At 52.8% G+C, this 22,943-nt stretch carries 18 protein-coding genes and 1 pseudogene; 11 read left to right on the top strand and 8 right to left on the bottom strand.

Annotated features, from left to right (window positions below; all coding sequences use genetic code 11):
- The first annotated feature begins 429 nt into the window (after window positions 1-429).
- From ltrA to O5O45_RS11700, 3 genes and pseudogenes are all read left to right on the top strand, one after another.
- On the top strand, window positions 430-1,686 hold the full coding sequence (gene ltrA, locus O5O45_RS11710; protein WP_305902285.1) for a group II intron reverse transcriptase/maturase: 1,257 nt from the start codon (window positions 430-432) through the stop codon (window positions 1,684-1,686).
- Between the two features lie 65 nt (window positions 1,687-1,751).
- A pseudogene (locus O5O45_RS11705) lies at window positions 1,752-2,207 on the top strand (IS3 family transposase); the annotation flags it as partial.
- Between the two features lie 96 nt (window positions 2,208-2,303).
- Window positions 2,304-3,278, top strand: coding sequence for an acyl-CoA desaturase (locus O5O45_RS11700; protein WP_305905406.1), 975 nt, complete (start codon window positions 2,304-2,306; stop codon window positions 3,276-3,278).
- Between the two features lie 109 nt (window positions 3,279-3,387).
- On the opposite strand, the gene O5O45_RS11695 is transcribed toward O5O45_RS11700, so the two are convergent.
- Window positions 3,388-4,860 (bottom strand): hypothetical protein, encoded by a 1,473-nt coding sequence (locus O5O45_RS11695; RefSeq protein ID WP_305905405.1) that lies wholly within the window; start codon window positions 4,858-4,860, stop codon window positions 3,388-3,390.
- Between the two features lie 356 nt (window positions 4,861-5,216).
- On the opposite strand from O5O45_RS11695, the gene O5O45_RS11690 reads away from it, so the two are divergent.
- Entirely contained in the window at window positions 5,217-5,534 is a 318-nt protein-coding gene (locus tag O5O45_RS11690; RefSeq protein WP_305905404.1) for an STAS domain-containing protein, read from the top strand.
- Window positions 5,535-5,599: 65 nt separating this feature from the next.
- On the opposite strand, the gene O5O45_RS11685 is transcribed toward O5O45_RS11690, so the two are convergent.
- From O5O45_RS11685 to O5O45_RS11675, 3 genes are all read right to left on the bottom strand, one after another.
- Window positions 5,600-6,010 (bottom strand): hypothetical protein, encoded by a 411-nt coding sequence (locus tag O5O45_RS11685; RefSeq protein WP_305905403.1) that lies wholly within the window; start codon window positions 6,008-6,010, stop codon window positions 5,600-5,602.
- A gap of 210 nt (window positions 6,011-6,220) precedes the next feature.
- On the bottom strand, window positions 6,221-7,888 hold the full coding sequence (locus O5O45_RS11680) for a diguanylate cyclase (protein WP_305905402.1): 1,668 nt from the start codon (window positions 7,886-7,888) through the stop codon (window positions 6,221-6,223).
- 247 nt (window positions 7,889-8,135) lie between these two features.
- Complete coding sequence (locus tag O5O45_RS11675) at window positions 8,136-8,462, bottom strand: hypothetical protein (protein ID WP_305905401.1); 327 nt, start codon at window positions 8,460-8,462, stop codon at window positions 8,136-8,138.
- A 224-nt stretch (window positions 8,463-8,686) separates the two neighbouring features.
- On the opposite strand from O5O45_RS11675, the gene O5O45_RS11670 reads away from it, so the two are divergent.
- From O5O45_RS11670 to O5O45_RS11650, 5 genes are all read left to right on the top strand, one after another.
- Window positions 8,687-11,764, top strand: coding sequence for a CHASE3 domain-containing protein (locus O5O45_RS11670; RefSeq protein ID WP_305905400.1), 3,078 nt, complete (start codon window positions 8,687-8,689; stop codon window positions 11,762-11,764).
- 688 nt (window positions 11,765-12,452) lie between these two features.
- Complete coding sequence (locus tag O5O45_RS11665) at window positions 12,453-13,244, top strand: DUF4261 domain-containing protein (RefSeq protein WP_305905399.1); 792 nt, start codon at window positions 12,453-12,455, stop codon at window positions 13,242-13,244.
- Between the two features lie 134 nt (window positions 13,245-13,378).
- Window positions 13,379-13,768 carry a GFA family protein gene (locus O5O45_RS11660; RefSeq protein ID WP_305905398.1) on the top strand — a complete coding sequence of 130 codons (390 nt, stop codon included), beginning with the start codon at window positions 13,379-13,381 and terminating at the stop codon, window positions 13,766-13,768.
- 57 nt (window positions 13,769-13,825) lie between these two features.
- Window positions 13,826-14,077 carry a hypothetical protein gene (locus O5O45_RS11655; RefSeq protein ID WP_305905397.1) on the top strand — a complete coding sequence of 84 codons (252 nt, stop codon included), beginning with the start codon at window positions 13,826-13,828 and terminating at the stop codon, window positions 14,075-14,077.
- Window positions 14,078-14,438: 361 nt separating this feature from the next.
- Window positions 14,439-14,858, top strand: a complete 420-nt coding sequence (locus O5O45_RS11650) for a hypothetical protein (RefSeq protein WP_305905396.1) — start codon at window positions 14,439-14,441, stop codon at window positions 14,856-14,858.
- 62 nt (window positions 14,859-14,920) lie between these two features.
- Here the strand turns inward: O5O45_RS11650 and O5O45_RS11645 are convergent, their stop codons facing one another.
- The 4 genes from O5O45_RS11645 to O5O45_RS11630 form a co-directional block, all read right to left on the bottom strand.
- Complete coding sequence (locus O5O45_RS11645) at window positions 14,921-16,408, bottom strand: aldehyde dehydrogenase (protein WP_305905395.1); 1,488 nt, start codon at window positions 16,406-16,408, stop codon at window positions 14,921-14,923.
- A 21-nt stretch (window positions 16,409-16,429) separates the two neighbouring features.
- On the bottom strand, window positions 16,430-17,311 hold the full coding sequence (gene dapA, locus O5O45_RS11640; protein WP_305905394.1) for a 4-hydroxy-tetrahydrodipicolinate synthase: 882 nt from the start codon (window positions 17,309-17,311) through the stop codon (window positions 16,430-16,432).
- A gap of 348 nt (window positions 17,312-17,659) precedes the next feature.
- Entirely contained in the window at window positions 17,660-19,231 is a 1,572-nt protein-coding gene (locus O5O45_RS11635; protein WP_305905393.1) for an RICIN domain-containing protein, read from the bottom strand.
- 421 nt (window positions 19,232-19,652) lie between these two features.
- Window positions 19,653-20,900: an NAD(P)/FAD-dependent oxidoreductase gene (locus tag O5O45_RS11630; protein ID WP_305905392.1), complete on the bottom strand. Its 1,248-nt coding sequence runs from the start codon at window positions 20,898-20,900 to the stop codon at window positions 19,653-19,655.
- Between the two features lie 150 nt (window positions 20,901-21,050).
- On the opposite strand from O5O45_RS11630, the gene O5O45_RS11625 reads away from it, so the two are divergent.
- On the top strand, window positions 21,051-22,055 hold the full coding sequence (locus O5O45_RS11625) for a 4-hydroxyproline epimerase (RefSeq protein WP_305905391.1): 1,005 nt from the start codon (window positions 21,051-21,053) through the stop codon (window positions 22,053-22,055).
- Between the two features lie 123 nt (window positions 22,056-22,178).
- Complete coding sequence (locus O5O45_RS11620) at window positions 22,179-22,847, top strand: GntR family transcriptional regulator (RefSeq protein ID WP_305905390.1); 669 nt, start codon at window positions 22,179-22,181, stop codon at window positions 22,845-22,847.
- Window positions 22,848-22,943: the final 96 nt, after the last annotated feature.

Below are 22,943 nucleotides of genomic sequence, written 5' to 3'. Positions count from 1 at the left end.
ATGCGGCGATGGCCAAAAGCCGTGGTCGTGAGCGATAAGGAAAAGGCGCCAATAAGGCGTCAGGTGTGAAACAGGAAGACGAACAACCGTGAACCGCCGTTCAATTGTCGAAACCACTCAGATGATACCAAAACCGGGGAGTGATGTTGCTCCGGGATCAGTGCGGACAGTGCCTGTTGATGGGCCGCATGGTATCCGGCAGAGAGGCGGCGTGATCCTGTTTTGGGCTCTCTCATGGAACTGCGGGAACCTTCGATGGCAATGCCAAGGGAAAAGCACAAGCTCACAAGGCGAGGCCGATAGTACCGATGTGTCATCAAGGGGCGGAGCCGCTCGTAGTAGCATTGAAGGGGCTGTAATGGCCGTGGAGCGAAGGGGCGGCGTCATTCAGCCGAGCTTGTTGGTCAACTGCGCGAGCAGGATGAACTGATGAGTAAGGCAAAGCCATTTGTGATTGAGAAGTCTCTAGTTTGGGAGGCGTTCAAAGATGTTAGAGCGAACCGAGGAGTAGCGGGAGTCGATGGACAGTCGCTGCAGCAGTTTGAGCAGCGTTTGGGGCCGAACCTTTATCGGATCTGGAATCGCCTGTCGTCGGGGAGCTATTTTCCTCCGGCGGTCAGGGGTGTCGCGATCCCAAAGAAGAGCGGCGGCGAGCGTGTTCTGGGTATCCCGACGGTATCGGATCGTATCGCGCAGACAGTGGCGAAGAAGATTTTTGAACCCCTGGTAGAGCCGATCTTCCATGAAAACTCCTACGGCTATAGGCCCAATCGTTCAGCGCATGATGCGCTGACGACGGTGCGGCGGCGATGCTGGGAGTATGATTGGGTGATTGAGTTTGATATCAAAGGGTTGTTCGATAATATCGACCATGACCTGCTGATGCGTGCGGTGAGACGCCACTGTCAGATACCTTGGGTGGCGCTCTACATTGAGCGCTGGTTAAAAGCGCCGATGGTAGGTCCAGATGGGCAAGAACAGCAACGCGATCGGGGTACCCCTCAAGGGGGTGTGATCAGTCCGGTGCTAGCCAACCTGTTTCTGCACTACGCACTGGATCGTTGGATCAAAGAGCGCTGTCGAAGCGTGCGATTGTGTCGCTATGCGGATGATGGTGTGATCCACTGCAAAAGCCAGCGTCAAGCTGAATGGGTGCTTGCCCAAGTCAGTCGACGATTGGTTGACTGTGGCTTGCAGATCCATCCGGGGAAAACGCGCATTGTGTATTGTAAGGATGTCAATCGTACGACCAATCACGAGAGCATTGAGTTCAGCTTTCTGGGTTACAGTTTTCGTCCTCGAAAAGCAGTGGACAAATACGGGCGCGTTTACGTCAACTTCTTACCGGCAGTCAGTCCAGCAGCCTTGAAAGACATGCGGCGGAAAATCCGTAGTTGGCGCTTGCAGTTAAAGAACGACAAGTCGCTGATGGATTTATCGCGTATGTTTAACCCTGTACTGAGAGGGTGGTGGCAATACTATGGACGGTTCTATCGTTCAAAGCTGGAGGCTGTTGGTAAGGGCTTCGATGGATATCTGGTTCGGTGGCTAATGCGCAAGTTCAAATCCTTCGCAAGGCGCAAAACCAGAGCATGGCGATACCTAGATACACTGAAACAACGTTACCCGCATGCCTTCGTGCACTGGAGTAACCAAGCAAAAGGCCGAATGATGGGAGCCGTATGACGCGAGAGTGTCATGTACGGTTCTGCGAGGGGCTGGCGGTGAGAGTCCGCCGGCCTACTCACCCCTATTTGTGGACGCAAGAAGGTTGGCTGTATCTAGCCGTCGTGCTGGACCTGTTCAGCCGTAAAGTCATAGGCTGGGCGATGAGCGAGCGAATGAAATCGGAGCTGGTCTGTGACGCCTTGCGCATGGCGTTGTGGCGTCGACGTCAACCCAAAGGGGTGATCGTCCATTCAGATCGAGGTTCCCAATATTGCTCAGAAGCCTATCAGACGTTGATTCAGGCGCATGGGCTTCGTTGCAGCATGAGCGGCAAAGGCAATTGCTATGACAATGCCTGTGTGGAAAGCTTCTTTCACTCCCTGAAAGTGGAAGCGATTCACGGAGAGCGGTACGCAACCCGACAAGAAATGCGTGAAGCCGTGTTTGAGTATATCGAAGTGGATTACAATCGGACCCGCCTTCATAGCGCAAATGGCTATCTCAGCCCAGAGAGTTATGAAGCATCGAAAGTCGCTTAATGACGTGTCTAATCTTTGTGGGCAGGATCATTTTCGTTAGAGGCGGGTTACACTATCAATCCCAGTAGATTTTTGTACCCCAAAAACGAGCCAAATATGCAAACAAACCACGGCGTACCCAGAATTCAAGAAACGGCTAATTGCTGCCCGGACACGGGTGAGGTGGTGTGGGCGCCTTTGAAGTCCTTTTGGTATTTGGGGCATTTGTTGATTGCGTTGGTGGGCGGGTATTTGACGTTTTCGCTGGATGCGTTGCTGGTGTTTGTTGTGTTTACGGCGGTGACGTTGTGTCTGGGGCATTCCTTGGGGATGCATCGGCGGTTGATTCATGGGAGTTATGAGTGTCCGAAGTGGATGGAGTATTTCTTCGTGCATCTCGGAGTGCTGGTGGGGATGGCGGGTCCGTTGGGAATGGTGTATCAGCATGACCTGCGGGACTGGGCGCAGAGGAAAACCAGGTGTCATTCGTACCTTCGCCATGGAACAGATTTTTTGACGGACGGGTGGCGGCAGCTGAATTGTGATTTGCGACTGGAGCGTCCCCCCGAGTTTTGTCCAGAGAGCGCCATCAAAGAGGATCCGGTCTATCGATTTATGGAAAGAACCTGGATGTGGCAGCAATTGCCCTGGGCGGTTTTACTGTATTGGCTGGGGGACATTAGCTGGGTGGTCTGGGGTATTTCTGCGCGTGTCGCTGTTTCTGTGACAGGGCACTGGCTTATCGGATACTTTGCGCATAACAGCGGCGAGCGGGACTGGCATGTCAATGGTGCGGCGGTTCAGGGCCATAACGTTCGCTTTGCGGGTCTGCTGACCATGGGAGAGTCCTGGCATAACAATCATCATGCCTTTCCCGGCTCGGCCATGTTGGGGATTTATAAGGGGCAGTCTGATCCCGGCTGGTGGGTGTTAAACCGGCTGATGAATATCGGGTTGGTGTGGAACGTAAGGTTACCGGAACATTTGCCCGTCAGGCCGGAGTTAAGTTCATTAACGCCAGCGAGGGCGGGGAAAGCATTGCTGAAAACCCCTTCGTCCTGCCCGCTGCTGGCGTGTATCGCAAAAACATGACGCCTGTGGCGGCGTCATAGTCTGGTTTTTGGCTTGACTTAGCTCTCGAAACTGACGCCCGCCCGGCTGAAAAGCTGGGCAGGGGCTATCCCGTTTATCACGTATGCGCCTAAGGCGTCGCAAATCCATCCTTCGAAATAATCAGGTCGTCATAATCAATTGTGAACGACTCTGCTCCCGCCTGGGACCAGCCAAAGACGCCCAGCTTTTGAATATAGGGACTATTGCTGTAGTGGCGGTTGAATACGCCTTTGGCGTCTACGTAGACCTTGCCGTCAATCTCCAGGTAGATCTCTCCATCCGCTTTTTCGTTGGCGGCGGTGGTTCCGCTGTTGTATTTGAAGTGCATCTTGAACTCGTGCCAAGCGTCGCCCCAGTCGGCGGAGGCGAAGATTTTGTTCTGGGGCGTCTGCACCGTGGCGGTTCCGTAGCTGCGCCCAATCAGCCTGGGCAATTCGCCTGAAAGGACAATAATATTCTGCGTATCATTGGTGATGGTTGAGCCGTCGCCGAAGCCGATGGAGTAAAAGGCGCCGTTATCAATGCCTGTGTAGTCCAACCCATAAGTGACATTGGCGTAGCCGCCACCGGATTTTTCCCCGAAGATCTTCAGGAATTTCAGGCCGTGCTTGGCGTCAGGCATGCGCGCTTTGAATTGCACGTAGACTTCACTGATCTGTTCATCCAGCAATGTCTTGTTAAACCAGATATAACTCTCACCAGTGGGGGCGGGATAGTGTCCGCTGGCGTACCCGTTTGAAAAATCCAATTGTCCGCCTTGCTGAGTTCCAATGGTCCAGCCGGACGGTTGTTGCAGGTCGTTAAAATCTTCGTGCGCCAGCACGGTCGACAGTGGCGTCAATTCTGCGTTCTTGAGGGTGATATTGCTGAACTGGCTATTGGCGGCAGGGTTGTCGACATCGTGATCGTTAATAAAGACCATGCGAGTGAACTCGCCGGTAAAGTGCTCCCCAACGGGAATAACCACGTGCTCCTTCTGCAAGCCGGAATACCGGTAGGCGCTGGCGATGCCCCAGTTCTCTGTGCCGAATATCCGGAAACTCGTAGTGGGGCTGGGCGTGTCATCGGTATCGAAACCGATGCCATGGATATCTCCCTCCGCATTGCTCTCGAAGTCGAATTCCAGCACCGTGTCGGGCTTGATGACGATTTTCTGCTTGAACATTCTCCAGCGGTTGCCAGTCATGGACAATTGATCGCCGGTGGCGCTGATTTCAAGGTTGCCGGTTGTGTCCTCCGCGCCGTAGCTGGCGAAGGCATAGTCTCTCAGGTCCAGGCGCTTCACTGAGCCGGATGTGTCATCCTGGTCGCCATCGCCATCGCCATCGCCATCGCCATCGCCATCGCCATCGCCCGAATCATTGGTATCGCCTTGTGTTGAGCCATCGTCCTGGCTGCCGCTGTCCTGGCCAGTTTGATCCGGGTCTGTGGAGCCTGATCCACTGCTGCAGGCCGTAAGCGTGGCCAAAATCGACGCCAGCAGCAAAAACCGGAAATCCTGACTGGCGGGCCGGACAAAATTGGGAGAGGGGGATTGCGTCAATGTGCTGAAAAATTTCAAGGGCGTACTCCACCGTTGCGGGTAGGTAGCAGATCGTCAAAATGAGGACAAAGAAACCTGCTTTCTATGATTAAAAAGAGAAGTTATACATGGGCATAGCGCCTTTCACAATTTGCAGAAGGCGCCGCTTTCCGGTTTTGTGAACGCAGTCGGTTCGTATGGGGGCAAGGCCTTCATCTTGCCGACGCTGGCCGTCAAACAGCGTCTGTTGTAATCGTTTTGTTGAGCTATAGTTACTACACTCGCTATGTATCTTTGTGGGATGCCTGTATCCGCATTCTTAATGGCGCGCTAGATGGTGTCGTCAGGCTGATCTGAGACTCTGAAATCGAACACTATGCAGGGAAAAGCGGGTTATGACCGTAGAGACTAAATCCTCCAGCGACGGCGCTGTCACCATCACCATTCGCGGTCAGTTTGACTTCGGACTGGTTAACCAATTCAGAAAAGCATATGAAGCGCATCCGCAAGCAAGAAGCTTTTGCGTCGACATGCGGCAAACGGTCCGCATAGACAGCTCGGCGCTGGGAATGTTGCTGAATATGCGGCGGTATTTAGGGGGCGATAGCGCGAAGATAAGGATTATCAATTGCCCCAAGGAGATCAGGAAGATTTTTGAAATAGCAAAGTTTGAAAAGTCATTCCTCATTGAGTCGGATATCGACCCCTTGTAGCGGCTCGGCATCCTGTTTTGATTGCTCGCAATTCCGGCCAATCTGCGTCCTGATTTGTAAGAGGGTCAAGCTTCTATGCGGCGCGCAGACGGTTTGCTACAGCCCCACAAGCCGAGCGCGCCCACTGGCAAAAGCAAAGTCCATTGCGGCAGGGACATCAGCATGTCGCTTCCGGAAAACAGCAGTGCGACGGCGATGAAAATCAACCCAAAGCCCAGCCACAGGTAAGAGATAAACTTCGGCAGAAGCAACAATGATGCGTTGCTTGTCATGGCTCTTGAAGCGATAAAGAAAGCGACGGCGGACAGGGCCAGGGTTATGGAGACCAGATGCCAGCATGCGTACAGCAATAGAGATATTTCTTTGGGCAGGCCGGATTGCAGTAGCGGATCTTGAATTTCCGGCGTCCCGATAAAAATATGGATGGCGGCGGTGAAAGCGGCGAGCAGGGCGGCGACAAATAGGGTTCGGTTCATATTCAATCCTGTGACGATGAGTAGCCTCTCTGGGGACGGCGCGGTGACGCTCCCAAGGCTTGAGTTCGGTCATTTTTTCAGGTTTTCATTATTAATCAATGAATAATAGGGATAAGTTTGCCGACTGAAGGCGCCAGTAAAATACAAGAGAGATATCAATTGCAGGCGAGCCGTAAGCGGATGGGCTGACAGAAAGATAATGTGTAAGGGTTATTTTTTTCTGCTTTTAATGTCGACAATCACGTTGACGCCGGACTCATACACGATTTTATTCCGTCCAGTGCGTTTGGCCTGATAAAGCGCCTCATCCGCTTTTTTGAGAATGTCTTTGGGTTGAGATACATCATTGCGATATTCAGCCACGCCAAAACTGCAGGTGACGGGGAAACTTTCGCCTTCAAATTGAAACTCCTGTAGCGATATATCGGTGCGGAGCCGGTCAATAAAGGTTTTCACACCCTCATCCAGATGTTCAGGAAGAATAATGCAAAATTCCTCGCCACCTATTCTGGCGATCAGGTCGGAGCTTCTAAGTGACTGCCTTAGAAACGAAGACAGCCTGATAAGCACTTCATCCCCCGCCGCATGGCCTTTGGTGTCGTTAATTTTTTTAAAGTGATCAATATCCAGCAGGACCAGCGTCAACCCCGAACCGTATCGCTTTGCTCGACTGAACTCGTAGTTCAAGCGGTTTTGAAAGAAGCGTCTGTTGTAGAGACCGGTCAGAGAATCCCGGGCGGCGATTTCGCGTAATGCGACGTTCTCCTTATCCAGCTCTTTGGTTCTCTCGAAGACCTGACTTTCAATATTGTTCCTGAGTTCGTTAATAGATTTGGACATACTGTTAAATGTGCCGGAGAGACGCTTCACCTCGAATAAGCTCGCCGGCAGTGTACTTTCATAGGGGCGACCGTCGGCGGCGTTCTCAACCTGTTTGATCAGGCTTTCAATCGGTCTGGCGACATACAGACTGACGGCGGCGCCCAGTCCGATTGAGAAGATGACGATCATCGCCTCAATAAAGAACAGGCGCCGCTTTTCCTCTGCGACGATGGCGGCGGCTTCAGACTCGTCCAGCTCGGAAACCAGCCCCCAGCCCAGGTTGGGCAAATACCGGGTGGAAGCGATCACCGGTGTACCAGAGAGGTCTGTGGCTTTGCGCATGATGACTTCATTGCCTTGTAGCGCTTCAATGATTGGCGTGTTTTTGGGGCCTGAGGGGATGACGCGATAGGATACGCGCGCTTTTTTACGGTCAAGCGATTCTACCAGCAGGAATTTCTCATGGTCGCGCAAAGCGAACATCCATTTTTCGCTGTTGCCCAAACCTTTGCTTTGCTCATGCAGGATGCTGCCAAGTTCGTAATCGACTTTAATGGCGCCGATGGCTGTTTCCTTGAAGATCAGACGCATGATGACGGATATCTGCGTGACGCTATCCTCTTGATTGAAATAAATGAAGATATGGCCGTTTGCTGACGGGGGCGCATTAAGAGGTTTCATTGTGCTCGCCGTACTGGAGACAGGATGGAGCCGTTTATCGTAGATCGTGATGCTTCTGATGTCTTCCCGACTGGCCTTGGCGTCCTCAATGATGCTTTTTATGGTGCGAGCCTCGTTCTGATTCTCCATCTTATTCCAATTGTTGAGGCTAACGCGCATTTGCGTTCGGCTGGAAATAAGAGCAGCGCTTTCCACCAGCCTTTCTACGGAGCTAAGCAGTCGGCTTTTATGGGCTAGAGAAATCTCAGACAAACGGGACTCTATTTTGGCGTGATATTGCTCGGTGGTGAATCTGTTCAGATACTGTAGCGTGAACATAAGCGGCAGTGACGCGACTAATGTAAACGCGACTATCAACAAATACTTGAGCTTCATTAACCAGTCCTAGTTGGGAGTTCCTTAGGGAGGATAGTAAAAGATTAGTTAAGCCGAAGAGCGCGCGCAAACCGCCCGCGGCACAAGAGTTTAAGTCTGTTGCGTGGTGAAGCTGGTTGAAAGATTGGATACAGGCGCGCATCCCAACTCGAATTTACCGCCGGCCTGGAAGATGCGACGATCTATTGAAGACAATTGGATAGCCGGCTGCGTAAGCCGGGCCAATGTTGAAGGGCGTGGGGCGCGATCATAGGGCCTGGTTTAACTGAAAATATTGTGTCGCCCACTTCTTGAATAAGCTGTCTTTGGGGGAGTTATCTTCCTGCAGGCGCTGCTCGACAAAGCGTTGCATTTGCGTCACGTCGGAATTACGGGACGCGACGTCATACCAGCGTCTTACTTCAACCGCTTTTTTGGCGATGGAAAATTCATGACGTTTTCCTGAGTCCTCCACGATGCGACCTATGGAAATATCAAGAATAGCGCCCAATCGACTGGCGTTCTGTTGGGTATGAATCATGTCGGCGCTGGATTCTTGTATACCAGCAGTCAGGGTCGAATAGTTGATGTACAAGGGATGTTCTCCTCCTACGACGGCGTCTCATAATGTGAGCCAAGCTTTAATGCTATCTACAATATACGCCTAACGCCCGCCGGAATATTCGTACCGCTACGCAATATTGAACGAATATGTCCGTAGTGCTACTGAGATCCTGTGAGCCTTCTATACTTGAAATGATTTTCATTGCCGTCGTGAATGTTCTCAATGTCATGGAACAGAGAGGGGGGGGGAGCTACATGAACTGGTTTGAGAAGCTGGAACTCAGATGGAAACTTATTCTTGGATTTGCTATTCCGATTGCGTTGATTCTTATCATCGCCACCACAGTCTATATCAGCCTGCAACAACTACTCAAAACCAGCCAATGGGTCAACCACACCTATCAGGCTATTGATCTGGGGCATCGTATATCCGCCTCCCTGGTGAATATGGAAACCGGGCTGCGCGGCTACCTGATCGCAGGTAAGGAAGAGTTTTTGGAGCCTTTTGAGAAAGGCAAGGCCGACTTTAAAGAAGTGATCGGAGAAGCCAGGAACAAGGTGGCGGACAATCCTCAGCAAGTTCAGCGGCTGGATGAGATACAACGATTACAGAACGAGTGGCAGAGCCGGCATGTGGACGTGGTGATGGGGTACCGCCGCGAGGTTTCCGCAGGCGAAGCCGCGACTCGTCGCTTTGAAGAACTGTCAGCAAGAACACTGGGTAAGGAAAAATTTGACGGTTTCAGAGCGGCCTTGAGCAACGTCAACGACGCGTTTGCGCAGTCTGACGACTTCCGTGGGGAAAGTCTTACCAAGTCGTTGTTGCTGGATATGGTTAATCAGGAAACCGGGCAGAGAGGGTTTCTACTGTCTGGCGTCGAAGCGTCATTAGAGCCCTACAATCAGGGAATAGCGTCATTTCAGGAGAACAGCCAGGCGTTGAATGCGCTTATCGATAATGCGTATGACCGCGAGGAAGCCAGAGAACATCTCAAGGCGATAGAGAACTACATGAAACAGTGGCGGGAAGAGGTCGCCAGCGTCGGTTTGAGGTTAAAGAGGCAGTCCACCAACAGCGACGTCATCGCCTTTGTGAGCCAAGGGAGCGGTAAACGTATTTTTGACCAGTCGCGACAGCATATCGAGGCGCTTAATCAAGCCTTCACCAGGGCGGGAGATCTTATCGCCGTCGAGAAGCTGATGGAGCTGGCTAAGAATATGGTGGATATGGAGACCGGTTATCGCGGTTATCTGTTGACTGGCTTGGAGTCCTCTCTGGAGCCGTTCAGAGTGGGGCAGGAGCAGTTCGCCGCCACCTCGACGTCTTTATACGAGCTGGTGAACCGGGCATATGACCCCGCATTCGTGAGAGAGCAGTTGAATAACGCCGTCAAACTGGCGAACGAATGGCGAGTGGCGGCGGCGGAGCCGGAGATCGAGGCGCGCCGGGACATGAATAAAGTCACCCGCACGTTGAAAGATATCACCAACTACATTGAAAAAGGCGTCGGCAAGGGGCTCATGGACCAGATGCGGTCAGTCCGCAGTGACTACAGCGGCGCGGAAAGCGCATTGATCGAAGTCCGTAATGAAGACCAGCAGTCCACCGCCAGTTTCACCAACTCCGTTACTATTGTGGGCGCCTTGCTCGCCTTGATTATCGCTTCACTCATCACCTATTACCTGACCCGCGTCATTCTGAAACAACTGGGCGCTGATCCGGTGCAATTGAACGCGGTGGCGGAACGGATTGCCGCCGGAGACCTGAGCATGAGCCTGTCCAGCGGCAATACGGTGGGCGTGCAGCGTTCTATGGCCAAAATGAAGGAAAAGCTGACCCAGGTTATCGAACAGGAGCTACAGTCCATTATCGACAGGGCCAAGAAAGGCGATTTGTCTGAACGCATTAACCTGAGCGACAAGGATGGTTTCTATGGCAGGCTCAGCAACAGCATTAATGAGCTGCTGGACGTCAATGAGCAGGTGGTGACGGACACCTTGAATATGTTTGGCGCCATGGCCAAGGGGGACCTTAGTCACCACATACAGACTGAGTATTCAGGTTCGTTTGAGAAGCTGAAAAAAGACGCCAACCTCACCGTGAATAAGCTCACGCAAGTCATTGAAAGGGATATTCAGGGGCTGGTGAACAAAGCGCGCCATGGTGATTTAGCGGATCGAATTGAACTGAAAGACAAGCAAGGCTTTTTCAAAGACCTGAGTTCCAGCATCAATGAGTTGGTGAATGTGAACGCCCAGGTGCTCAATGATGTGTCCAGGGTGATGAGCGCCTTGTCGCAAGGAAATCTTAATCAGAAAATCACGGCTGAATATCAGGGCGTATTCGCCAAGTTAAAAGACGACGCCAACAATACTATCGACAAACTGACAGAGGTCGTTGGCAAAATCAACGAAGCCGCCAGTCAGGTCAAAACCGGCAGTAAAGAGATCGCGATGGGCAACTCCGACCTGAGCGCCAGGACGGAAAAACAAGCGGCTTCCCTGGAAGAAACTGCATCGAGTATGGAAGAACTGTCACAAGCGGTGGGCTTGAATGCGGATAAGGCGCAGAAAGCCGCCGATCTGGCCAAGAACGCGCAGCAGGCGGCGCTTCGTGGCGGTAATGTGGTGGACGAGGCCATTCAAGCCATGGGTGGCATTACGGAAGCCAGCGATAAAATCGCCGACATTATCGGCGTCATTGACGACATGGCCTTCCAGACCAATTTATTGGCGTTGAACGCGGCGGTCGAGGCGGCCCGCGCTGGCGAGCAGGGCAGAGGGTTCGCTGTTGTGGCTGGCGAAGTACGGGATCTGGCGAGGCGATCCGCCTCGGCGGCGAAAGAAATCAAAACGCTGATCGTCGACTCGACTAAAAGAGTGGAGGATGGTTCGACACAGGTGAACCACTCAGGTGAAACCTTGCGCAAAATCGTGGACTCCGTCAAAGACGTGGTCATGGTCATCGAAGAGATCGCCACTTCCGCAACGGAACAGTCGCAAGGCATTGAGCAGGTCAATCTGGCGGTGGCGCAAATGGATCAGATGACGCAACAAAACGCCGCACTGGTGGAGGAAGCGTCGGCCGCCAGCGAAGCCATGAGCGATCAGGCGGCGGCGATGCTCAGCCTGATGAGCTTCTTCAAGTCGAATCAGCTGGAGGCGGGAACAGAGGCGACCATAAGGCAAGACATGCAATCCCAGGAGCGGCCTGAACCAGACAAAGGCTCAACAAACAACGCCGCGAAGTCGACCAAGGCCTCCAAAAAGCCCAAACCCGCCCGCGCCACAAGTTCCTCCAGCGCAGGAGAGAGTGACTGGGAAGAGTTTTAAGGCTATTCCATATTAGAAAAATTTTACCTCGTCCCTGATTTTCACCAAAGCGGAGCCTGGGCGGCAGGCTCCGTTATTTCTGCCGATCGCTCGGTAGTGTTACTGAGATATGCCTAAGCAAGTTCCGTAGCCTCCCGCATTACTCCCGCGTCCGTAATCACCTAAAGTAAGGTCTCGAAGATACTCAACCCTGGACAAGTCTGGCGCGCCATCGTTACCTGTTTTGCGCCAGACTCTTTTTTTCCTTTGTTATCCTGAACACTTAATAATGGCGGCTCCAAAAGAGCCTGTAGTCGTTATGCGCTGAGGCCCTCTATGTTCAACGGCCCTTTGATAGATGACGTGGAGCAAGATGGGTTTCACCTGCTGGAAACATGAAGCGTTAACTTTGCATATAAGGGACAAGGCAGCGGCTCTCTGCGCTGGAAAGCGACGAATCTCCGCCGGAAGATATATTGCGACAAATCACAATCAGCAAAAACTGGACGGATAATCTCAAGCGCCATTTGGGCGGCGGCAATTAGCTCCTCTCATAAGTGCGGATGTATTATGCTTTTCCGGCTATGCCATTTATATTCTTGCCAGGCGCGTTGTTGGGATAACAGACTTCCGTAGCCCTCCCTGCATTGGCGCTCAAGCAACAATAGTCAAAGCAAATAGCCGCCCGATAAGCGCGAAGAGAAACTCAATGACATTATTGATATCCATGCCCATGTTCGCGGAAGAGCCGCGAATTTCGCTTGCGGACATAGAGGCGTTCGTCCTTAAAAACTGGACGGATGTAGACGCATTCAAGGACGCCACGGAGGAAGAAGGCGCCTTATCTTTTACCGTAGGAGACGCCATTGTGGCGATTGGAATCATGCCTGCGCCAATCCCCTGGAGCGATCTCGAAGGTCCCTGCGCCACCAGCTGTTTGTGGGCTAACGCCAAAGAGGAAGTCAGCGGCCATCAATATCATCTGGTGGTCGCAGTAAGTAGTGAGGCGCTGACCAGTGTTGAAATCGCTATTCTGCTTACTCAAGTCAACGCCGCCCTAATGGCGGTGGTTCAAGGAGCGATTGGGGTGTTCTGGTCTCATGCGTCGTTGCTTATCCCCCGCGATGTATTTATCGAGTTCGCTGTCAATGTCTTGCCGGAAGGGCCGCCAGTACCTATCTGGGTGGACATCCGAGTGGGGCCTGGCGAACAAGGCGCCTCCACCGGGTTTACAACAGGGTTAGCCGCGTTTGGAATGATGGAAATCGAGGCGATCGATACGCCCGAGAGCATGGAGAACCTTAAAGATCGGCTGACAGGCTTGACGGATTACCTGCTCCAGAATGGCCCGGTAATCAAAAACGGCGACACCGTGGGCGAAGATGAAAATGAAAGAATTAAAGTGGTTTATAAGAAGTCCAAATTGGGCCATCAAGGGAAAGTGATGAGTCTTAATTACTCGAATGGCGAGCCGAAGAAATTCAGCCTGAAGTTCTGGTAACTTAACGAACCGCCGAAAAACTTTGACGCCGCAATGGCTCCGCAGGTAGTTTTTCAGAGGCTCCTTAATTTCGGATACACTGATGCGCTGACTCGGGGTCTGACGCCCCGCAAATAGTTAAGGAGAGCTGAACAATGATTTCAGGTAGCTGCCTGTGCGGAAAAGTGAAATACGACATTACGGGAAAAGTGGGCGACATCATCCACTGCCATTGCCGAACCTGCAGAAAAGCCCACGGCGCCGCTTTTTCCAGCGTGGCGCGAGTGGACGACAATGACTTCAACCTGCAAGGCGCAGAGCACCTGAACTCCTTCGAATCCTCCCCAGGAAAATCCCGCTTCTTCTGCTCATGTTGCGGCACGCAGGTCTACGCGAAAAGAGAAAACACCCCATTCATCATTCTGCGACTGGGGTCATTAGACGACGATCCACAATCCCAGGAAAGAAGCCACATCTGGGTCTCCGACAAAGCAAGCTGGTATGACATCAACAAAGAACTGCCAGTGTATGAGGAGTATGAGTAGCTTTGTTGAAGAATCTTAAAGAAATTACGGCAGTGAACATCGGAAGTTAACGGGCGAATGAAAACAACAATCGAAACATTTAAGAGCCAGATTGTTCGTAAAGCGATTGTCTTCGATATTGGTGGGTTTCGGCCTCCAAATGACCCGTTAAGTTCCTGGTTCGGCAAAGTGACTTCTGGTGGAAAAGGGGAGGTTTGGCCAAGCTTGATTCAATCTGAGATCTTCTGGTCTCCTTGGAATAAGCATGACGCCGTTCCGGATTATGTCTTTCAAATCGATACCACTAGAAAGGGCGGCTGGATGTGGTGAGATCATGGCGTCGGCTATTTTGGTCGCGGGACCGCCTCTGGTAAGAAAAATGAATGGACGTTGGAATGGCAGTGTTACTGACTCTCGCCATGCGCTGTTATTGACTCGTCAAGCAGGTTCTCTCTGATTCTCTCAAATCCCTTCAAGAAAGTGATGTAGAACATTTAATCTCATCTTAACTTACTGTTTATACGGCAGTTAATTTACTATCGAAGCATCTTGGCTGTGTTTGAGCTGAGAGGGCAATGCGCTGATTATTTTTTGGCGTTATTAATCATGATGTATGAACAGAATGATGTATCCGAAGGGGGTTTATTTCCTTCGGAAGAGACTAAAAATTTGGCGAGTAAGGAGAACAGAAATGCCAGATGCGAGAGAGCGTATTTCCGAGGCGACCAAGTCCAGCACGAGCTGGTTTGGTCAGTTGGTGTACGGAACGAACAAGTTTCTTGCGGAGAACAAAGTGCCTTTGAGCGATCAAAGCGCCAACTTTGTGATAGCGAACGCCAGAAGAGCGGATAAAGGCCAAATTTTTTCCAGCACGGGGCACAGGCGGGAAGCCTGGCACTGGCTAAGGGAATGGCGCAAACCGCAGGACATGCAACTGAAAAACGCGGTCAGTTCATTGGACCCTAACTGGTATTTGAGAGGCGTTGTGTTGAATACGGCGGCTTCGTTTTGGAATTGCATCGACCCCGCCAGTGAAGGACCGGAGTTTGCGCAAACGGGATTTGATCCAGGCGTTGACGCCTATAATCTGTTTAAGCGTTCTGCAGGCTAGGACCTGACGGATTCTTGCCAACGCTGCGCAGTGATGCGCAGCGTTATTGGCGCAATTAGAATTTATCCCCCATACCACACTGTCTTGGTCTGCACATATTGCTCCAATGCTTCCAGGCCTTTGTCCCTGCCGCCGAAACCGGAGGTTTTATAGCCGCCGAAGGGGGTCGCGATGTCGCCTTCAGAGAAGCAGTTGATGGAGACGGTCCCGGCCTTGATGGCGCGGGAAACTCGTTGCGCGCGACGTAAATCGGAGGTGTAGAGAGACGCGGCCAGACCGTAACTGGTGGCGTTCGCCAAGTGGATCGCTTCGGCTTCCGTTTCGAATGTGGAGACGGCGAGAACGGGCCCGAATACTTCCTCCTGAAACAACGTCATTTCCTCTGTGACACCCTCGAAAATGGTGGGCTCAACGCTCATTCCCGCACCCAGTTTCAAAGCTTCGCCGCCCCGTACTAATGTGGCGCCTTCGCCTTTGGCTGACTTGATATAACCGCAGACCTTCTCGAAGTGAGCGGGTTCGATCATGGGGCCGATGGCGGTTTCCGGGTCCTGAGGATCGCCGACTTTCCAGCCGTCCACCAAGCGTTTTTGCAGTATTTTGAGCAGGTCGTCTTTCACGTTTTTGTGAACGATCAAACGAGAGCCGCAGCTGCAGTTTTCCCCCATATTCCAGAACGCGGCGGAGAGGATGTTGTCCGCTATTTCCTCCAGGGCGTAGCTGTCCTCGAAGATAATCTGCGGGCTCTTGCCGCCGCACTCGAGTACGATTTCCTTGAGGTTGCTTTGCGCGGAATAGGTGAGGAATAGGCGGCCCACCTCGGTTGAGCCCGTGAAAGACACCATGTCCACGTCAGGATGCAATCCCAGTGGTTTTCCGGTTTCTTCACCCAAGCCCGTGATCAGCGTCAGTACGTCCTGGGGTATTCCCGCCTCATGGGCCAGTTGCACGATGCGGTAGGCGCTTAAAGAGGTCAGCTCTGCGGGTTTGATCACCAGTGAATTGCCGGCGGCGAGAGCGGGCGCGGCTTTCCAGGCCAGCATCAGGGCGGGGAAGTTCCAGGGCAGCACAGCGCCGACCACCCCAATGGGCTCCTTCACGATCAAGCCCAGGTTGTCGCTGGCGGTGGGAGAAATTTTTCCAAACAGTTTGTCGACGGCTTCGGCATACCACGCGATGGTGTGAATGGTGTCGGGTATGTCCGTATTTAGACATTCGCTGATAGGTTTGCCTGCGTCCAGGCAGTCCAGCGCCGCCAGCTCTTCATGGTGCTCCTGCAGCAGAGCCGACCAGCGCAGCATGATGCGTTTGCGTTCCCCTGGCGGCAGTTTTGACCAGACTCCAGATTCGAACGCGGCGCGACCAGCTTTCACCGCCGCATCCACATGACGACCGTTACACCGCTGCACCCGTCCGATAACCTGCTGGTTGAACGGGTTCAGCGTGTCGAAGTGAAGCTCATGGCTATTGTCCAGGCCGGGAACCAGCGCGCCTGCGTAAAGTTGAGCGTCTCTGGCTAACTGAAAAACATCTTCTTTTGTTATTGGCATGACTGTTTTTCGTCCTTGTCATTATTGATTTACGATGGCTGCCGCCAGGGCTTCCAGAAACTCCGCTTTGTCTTCTTCACTGATCGGCGCCAATGGCGGACGGGTGTCGCCGACGGGATAACCTATGTAGGCGCAGCCGACTTTGGCTTTCTGGTTGTAGTCCGCTTTCTCCTGATTCTTGAGGGCGGGAAGTATCTTGCGCATGCTGTCCCGCAAGCGCGGATAGTCGCCAGCTTGCGCCGCCTTGATCAACGCCACATGTTCCTTGGGCAGGTAGTTGGCGGCGCCGCCAATCCAGGAGCGGACGCCCCAGAAGAAATAATCCGCCGCCTGATCATCCGAGCCGCATACTACCTGGAAGTTCGGCAAATCCGCGTTGATCAGGGTCAGTGCGCGACTGAAATCGCCGCTGCTTTCTTTGATGCCGATAATGTTTGGGTCTCCGGCGAGCTCCATGACGGCTTCTATGCCAATCTCCACGCCGGAACGGGCGGGGAAGTTGTACATGATGATCGGCATGTCCACGGTTGCGCTGACGCTTTGATAATGCTGAATGATTTCATGTTGCTGAGGCAGGCAGTAAATGGGTGGGGCCAGCATGAGGACTTGATAACCCATCTCTCTGGCTTCCTTCGCTTTGGCGATGGAGCCGGCGGTGTGCGTATCGTTCACGCCAGCGATCAATAACGCGCGACTGCCCACATGCCGGGCGATATAAGCCATCAGGTCGCGTCGTTCCTCCACGCTGAGCGTGTAGTATTCGCCTGTAGTGCCGCAGGCGACAATCCCTCGTACGCCGGATTCTATGAGGTGGTCAAGTAATCGGCTCAGCGCCGGATAATCAATCTGATTGCGGTCATCGAAGGGGGTGACGACAGGAACCAGTACGCCATCTATGTTCATCCTTATTTCCTTTGCGATCGGTCATTTTTGTTTTCCCGTTCCGTCCCCTTGGTTCGGTAAAGGGAGTGGATGGGGCGTCGCTCTTCATCTTATGCAAACGGTATATTGTATACAATATACATGTGCGCAAAATTTAGATCGCTAAAGCCTCTCTGAGGCAAATTATTGATTGCGATAAACCGTAAAACCGGAGCTATAGAGCGTTAAGACCACGATAGTCCTTGAAAGTGAGACCTATGAGGTGGGAGCGGGAGATTGAAAAATGGGCTGCTAATGATTGGGAGGCGGCGTCCTTGCCATGGGGGAAATGTCCTTATAAAAACAGACGAAAACGAGGCTTTGCGTGTATTACCGGGGACCGGTCTGTGATCTCAGAATTCCCGGCAAATTAGACGCGTTATCCAATTTATAGGGATACATGTCGATGTCATAGAGAACGGCGTCGCCGCTGTCCCGTTTAGGGTCGGTCGCCGATGAGCCGGTATAAACGTTATTGGAGGCTTTCATGTAACCGGATTCGTTCCAGTGCGGGGAGCGAGCGTTTTCAAAATGGTTATTCTGAATCAGCCCCTGCGCGCCATTGGATGTGCTGATGGAGAAGTAGGTAATGTTATTCCAGTAATTGTTATAAATATGCGCGCGGGTGTCCCAGCCATATAGCTTTGGATTGCGGCCGGACGCGCGATCCCAGAAGTTGTGATCTATCGTGACCTGGGAGTCTTGCGCCAACATGGTGTAATGATGCTGATTGCCGCAAACATACGGATTGTAGCCGTCGAAATGGTTCCAGCTCAGCGTTAGGTTACGGCTGTTCTTGATGTCTATATGGCCGTCACTGATCATTCTGGCTCGAATATGATCCACCCATATGTGACTTGAATTTTCAATGGTGATACCGTCGCCGGCTTCGACCAGATGCGGGTTGACGCCCTCGATCGTAATGTTTTTGACGATAATATTTTTTACGCCGTAGATATTGAATGTGGCGCCAATAACGCGACTGTTTGCGCCTTGGCCAATCAGCGTTTTATTGGATTTAATATTAATCCGACTTTCATCGCGGTTTACAGATACGGTGTTATTGGATGCGCCGCCAAGCTCCGTACAGGTCTGGCTGCCGACCGGGACTCTATAGAAGGTTTTATTCTTGTCTTGATAAGAAGGGCAGGTCATGGCGCAGGCGCTGACTTTACGCATTGGCGTACGGCAATCAATCGTTGTGTTGTCGGGAATGATTACTGTTTTCGAGCCCTCGGAAGTCAACGCGGAAGTCAGCGTCTGACAGTTGGTGACGATAACCGTCGCGCCGCCGGCCCCGCCGGTAGTGGTGGCGAGACCGTCAGATCCGGGCTGACCGGCGAATCCATTGGCTTGGCTGCATTCGCCGTCAATGGGGTTGAAATACCAGCGTTGCAAACCCCCGCCAATGTCTGCCGACTGCACGATGCGAGCGCCCATATCCGGTGTTTGCGCGGTGAGCGCTTTCTCGGAGTGGCGAGCCCGAATGCTGTATCCGCCGGTGCTTGATTTCACCAAGAACCATTGCTGGTTATCGCCTCCCCAATAAGGCCATTGGATGAGATTGGCGTTGTCATGCTGAGCCAGGTAGAGTACATCCAACGCCAGATTCGAGTGCATGGTTTCAATTTTCCAGTTGCCGCCGCCGACATCCGTGACTCTGAATTGTTGATTGTCGGCCCCCTTTGAGCGCCACTGAATCACCTCTGCTCCGTCTACTTTGCTGTACCCTTTGATGTCCAGCACCAGACCGGTTTCTCTGTTTACAATGTTATAGATTTTTCCACTTACTGGCGTCGCTTCACAGTTGGCCGCTTCAGCGTAAGCAGGGGACAATAAGGCGCCGGTGAGCAATAACAGGCCGCCAGCGCAAAAGCCTATCCTGTGTGTTTTTATGTTCATCTTTTATCCTGGAATGACTTAATTTATATATATGAGAAACCGGAAGGGTGAATTAAATATATATTGAGGGTGGTGGGCGGTGTATGAAATACAGCTGTTTTTGTGAGGCTTCTCACGGGAAAAGATAACTTAACTTTGTTTTTATAATTATATATTTAAGGCTTATATTTAATGGGTTATGTCTAATGGGTTATTATTTGTGAATGCCTTTGTGTTGCCAGGTGAAAATGATTTTTTAATAAATTATCTGCTTCTGCTGAGTTAACTGTATTAATTAAATGGCATTCAATTAAAATTCCATGGAACAGGTATTTATAATACGAGTGTCTATTTATAGTCTGGACGCGCCTTCGAGTAATACTTATTAGGATATTTCCGTCAGAGAAGTCAGGCGTGGCGTGAACGCCTGACTTTTCGAATCTTAAAAGCGGCTGAGGCGTAAAGACTGTATATCCACGGTTGGCGTCTGATCTGTCGCCAACTGACGCACTAGCTCACCGGTTAGCGCAGCTTGGGTCAGTCCCAGGTGTTGATGCCCAAAGGCGAGTATGATCTGGCGTCGTTCGCCCACACGGTCAATGACCGGAAGCGAGTCGGGCAGAGAAGGGCGGAACCCCATCCAGGTCTCGCCTTGGGCGTCATCCAGCCCGGGTAATAGCGCTCGGGCGTGGGTGGCGAGCATGGTCGCCCTGCGCATGTTGGCGGGCTGTTCTAAGCCGCCGAACTCGACTGTGCCGGCAAGACGCAACCCTTCGCTCATGGGCGTCATAATGAAACGCCGCTCAGCGGAGGTGACGGGAATCGACAGAGACGCGCCGGCGTTGCGCAGCATCAGGTGATAACCGCGCTCGGTATCCAAAGGGATCGACTTGCCGGTCAGTTGCTTCACCAAAGATTTCGACCAGGCGCCCGTCGCCAGCACCAGTTTGGGAACCCGAATCTGGCCGCCGTCACAATGCAGTTGTACACCGTCTGTCGTTGGCGTTGCGCTACTCACCATCTTGTTTAGCACTGTTCCGCCCCGGCTTTGGAATAGCGCTCCCAGGGTGCGAGTGAGGTGATAGGGGTTGGCGGTATGGCCGGTGTCCGGGAAAAAGACGCCATGTTTGACGGTCGCACCCAATCCGGGCTCCAGTTCCCGCGCCTGGGCGCCATTCAAAACCTGGGTTTTGACGCCGCGAGTGCGCAGCGTGTCCAGTGTGGCTTGATAACTTTGGAAACTGGCGTTGTGTTCGAAGGTCAGCAATGAACCATTGACCCGGATCTGGCTTTCCTCGCCTGTGCCCGCCAGCAGGCGACGCCAAGCGGGGAGGGAGGCGGCGTTCAAGGCTTGTAACGCTTTACCGCTGCGGTTGTAGGAGGCTTCCCGAGTATTGAGCATGAAGCGAACCAGCCAGGGCGCGATATGAGGCAGATAGGCCCAGCGGATGGCTACTGGTCCTAGCGGGTCCATCAGCATGCCGGGAATCTTCCACAATAGGCCTGGCGTCGCCAGAGGCAGTATCTGCTCCGTGGCGAAGTGTCCCGCATTGCCCCGGGAACAGCCTTCACCGACGCCACGGCCTTCTATGAGACTGACCTTCATGCCCGCCTGCTGCAGCGACAGGGCGCAACAGACGCCGACTATACCGCCTCCCAATACTGTGATGTCCGTGTCCAGCTCTTGCATTGAAAGTCCTCTTCATTTGTGAAATTGAATATTGTATAAAATATACATTTATCTGAGGGCGGACAATCCACCACCAGACACGATGGCGGCTGATCAGTGGATTCGGTCTAATGACGCCAGGCATCACTCAAAAATAAGACAAGAAAGGATATGGATATGAGAGAAGGCACGTTTTTCTGTATCGACGCGCATACCTGCGGCAATCCGGTGCGACTGGTGGCGGGAGGCTATCCGGCTTTGCCGGGAAACACCATGAGCCAGAAACGGCAATACTTCATGGAGCATTACGATTGGATTCGCCAGGCGCTGATGTTCGAGCCCCGCGGTCATTCCATGATGTCAGGGTCCATTGTCTATCCCCCCTGTTCCGAGGACGCCGACGCTTCGATTCTGTTCATTGAAACCAGCGGCTGTCTGCCCATGTGTGGACATGGGACGATTGGAACCGTCACTGCCGCTATCGAAAACGCCATTATTCGTCCGCGCGTTCCCGGCAAACTGATTCTGGACGTGCCGGCAGGTAAAATCGCCATTGAATACGAGCAACAGGGCGCTAAAGTCGAAAGCGTCAAAATCTATAACGTGCCGGCTTATCTGGCGCACAGCGAGGTCGCCGTGCAGGTTCCGGAAATCGGCGAGCTGGTGGTGGATGTCGCCTATGGCGGCAACTATTACGCCATCATCGATCCGCAAAAGAACTTCCCCGGTTTGGAGCATTTCAGCGTCGATCAGATTCTGCGCTTCAGCCCGCTGGTGCGTCGCATCGTCGATGAAGTGGTGGAGTGCGTGCATCCGGACGATCCCACGGTGCGGGGCGTGTCCCACGTGCTCTGGACCGGCAAACCTACGCAATCCGGCGTGGACGCTCGCAACGCCGTGTTCTACGGCGACCGCGCCATCGATCGCTCCCCCTGTGGCACCGGCACCAGCGCGCGGATGGCGCAATGGTTCGCCAAAGGTAAACTGAAAGTTGGTGATACCTTTGTGCATGAGAGCATCATCGGCAGTCTGTTCGAAGGCCGGGTGGAGGATGTGGCGACAGTGGGCGCGCACCAGGGGATACGCCCCAGCGTGCAAGGCTGGGCCAGAGTCTACGGCCACAACACCATCTGGGTGGACAGCGAAGACCCCTACGCCCACGGATTTGAAGTGTAATAACTAAGCGCGCAGCTACAAACCTTCGCTCGCCGGGAGGAAATTTTCTTGACTACTGCGGCGAGCGCCTAAAATGTTACTATCGCCTCCTTCTTTGACACCCGGGATCATTTATTGTCCGTTATGAGCACCGCAGCCGTTTATAAAACCCGTACGCAGATGGTCGCAGACATTCTGCGCAAGAAGATTCTCTCTGGAGAAATCGTGGCGGGGGAACCTTTGCGACAGGACGCCATCGCCAAAGAGTTCAATGTCAGTCGCATCCCGGTGCGGGAGGCGCTGTTGCAACTGGAAGCGCAGGGACTGGTTTGTTTTGAGCCGCACAAAGGCGCCACCGCGACAGAGTTGCGTCCTTCGGAAATTCGCGAGCTGTTTGAGTTGCGGGCGTTGATTGAATGTCATGTGCTGGAGCGGGCGATCGACAACATGACTGATCAAGATCTGGCCGCGGCGGAGAAAATACTCAAGGCCTTCGAAGAAGCGGTGGAGAGCGGAGACCAGGTTGAGAGTTGGAGCGAGTTGAATTACGAGCTGCATGCGGCTCTTTATCATCCCGCCAACCTGCCTCAGGCCATGGAAGTCGTGCGTAGCCTTAACATCAAATCCGATCGCTATATCCGTTTGCAACTGCTGTTCACCACCGGCATAGAAAAAGCTGAAAGAGAGCATGCAGACTTATTGCGATACTGTCGTCAGCGAGACAAGAAAGCAGCGTCGGCGTTGCTGAAAAAACATATTCTGGAAGCCGGTCAGGCCATTCATGACTTGCTGATCGAGCAGGCGGGCGGCTAGCCGCGGGAGACAGGGCCTGACATGTGCAGGTCCTGTCGTTGCAGACAAATAGAAGGAAGCTATTTGTCTGCCTGATTAATAACAATAACGAGAGAA

This window comes from Hahella sp. HNIBRBA332 (genome assembly GCF_030719035.1).
Taxonomy (GTDB): domain Bacteria; phylum Pseudomonadota; class Gammaproteobacteria; order Pseudomonadales; family Oleiphilaceae; genus Hahella.
The sequence above is the reverse complement of the archived record's forward strand: the minus strand, read 5'-3'. Positions and strand labels throughout refer to the sequence as shown.